Source organism: Novosphingobium sp. KN65.2, assembly GCF_001368935.1.
Classification (GTDB): Bacteria; Pseudomonadota; Alphaproteobacteria; order Sphingomonadales; family Sphingomonadaceae; genus Novosphingobium; species Novosphingobium mathurense.
The window spans coordinates 1-952 of the sequence record NZ_CCBH010000092.1 but is presented as its reverse complement, the minus strand read 5'-3'; the positions used below and the strand labels follow the sequence as shown (position 1 = coordinate 952).

Sequence of the window (952 nt, the reverse complement as noted above, 5' to 3'; positions counted from 1 at the left end):
CCGGCGGGGCCCCGGGGGCGGGCGTCGATCGCCGGCGTCGGCATGATGGCCGGGAACCGATCGACCCACGAAATGCGGAAATTCTGCGTCAACAGGGCATCCGTGGCGAGCATGAAGGGGCCGCCCGGAATGGCATAGTCGGCCATTTTCTGCCCTGTCCTAGCGCCTCCGGGCTGGCCCGTGCTGGACGGCATGAGGCCGATCGCTTCCATTTTGTCGGCCCATTCCCGGTTATGATAGCCGGAGCGCGACGGGTTGCCGAAATGGAACTGCCATGCGTGGACCATTTCATGCGCTACGGTTTGGAGGACTTCGAGCAGGGGGACCACGGCGAAATATGCCGGGTTGATGGCGATTTCGTCGGTCTTGCTCTTGTCGTGATGATGCACGAACCGTTCCGATGAGAAATAGCCGTAGCTCCGCTTTTCCCTCTGCATCGTAATCAGGCAGGGGGGCAGCTCGCCCGCGAACAGCTCCCGGTTGTAATGGTCGAACGCCAGTTGCAATTCAGCATAGGCTTGCGCGGTCGGGTTGGTCATGCGCCCAGCGCCTTCGCTTCGGCCGCGCAGCGATCCTTATGGGAATACCACTCGCCCAGCGCGCTACCGCGACCACCTTTCCCGAACCATGTCCCGGAGCGCCAACCGCACTCGCAGCTTACCGAAACGCCAAAGCTATAGCTTGCCAGCTTGTGCCCCTTGAGGGGCTTTTCCTTCGCCATAATCAGACCCCTCTTTCATTGCGGCGTCGTTCAACATAGCCATCGGCCTTGCCGTCCTCGTAATGCTCCCAAAGGTCGGGGTTGGTCGGTTCGCAGCCCTGATAGCGGGGATCATCGGGCCAGCGGCCACAGTTCCACCCGGCGTTATAGGCGCGCTGCTGATCTTCATGGGTCATTGGCTGGCTCCCTGTTCAGCGAGGCGGGCCATGACGCGCGGCTCTGTTGCAAAAA

At 61.8% G+C, this 952-nt stretch carries 3 protein-coding genes; all 3 read right to left on the bottom strand.

Annotated features, from left to right (window positions below):
• On the bottom strand, window positions 1-539 hold a 539-nt coding region (locus SPHV1_RS03645), incomplete at its 3' end, for a SprT-like domain-containing protein (protein ID WP_054944720.1).
• The gene (locus tag SPHV1_RS03640) at window positions 536-721 is read right to left on the bottom strand and encodes a hypothetical protein (RefSeq protein WP_054944719.1); all 186 of its coding nucleotides are present in this window, start codon (window positions 719-721) and stop codon (window positions 536-538) included. The genes SPHV1_RS03645 and SPHV1_RS03640, both read right to left, overlap by 4 nt.
• A 2-nt stretch (window positions 722-723) precedes the next feature.
• Window positions 724-897, bottom strand: a complete 174-nt coding sequence (locus tag SPHV1_RS25365) for a hypothetical protein (protein ID WP_168196124.1) — start codon at window positions 895-897, stop codon at window positions 724-726.
• Window positions 898-952: the final 55 nt, after the last annotated feature.

What these genes read in the sequence shown, in the direction of transcription:
- SPHV1_RS25365 (WP_168196124.1), bottom strand. Translation starts at nt 897, where the DNA reads ATGACCCATGAAGATCAGCAGCGCGCCTATAACGCCGGGTGGAACTGT.
- SPHV1_RS03640 (WP_054944719.1), bottom strand. Translation starts at nt 721, where the DNA reads ATGGCGAAGGAAAAGCCCCTCAAGGGGCACAAGCTGGCAAGCTATAGC.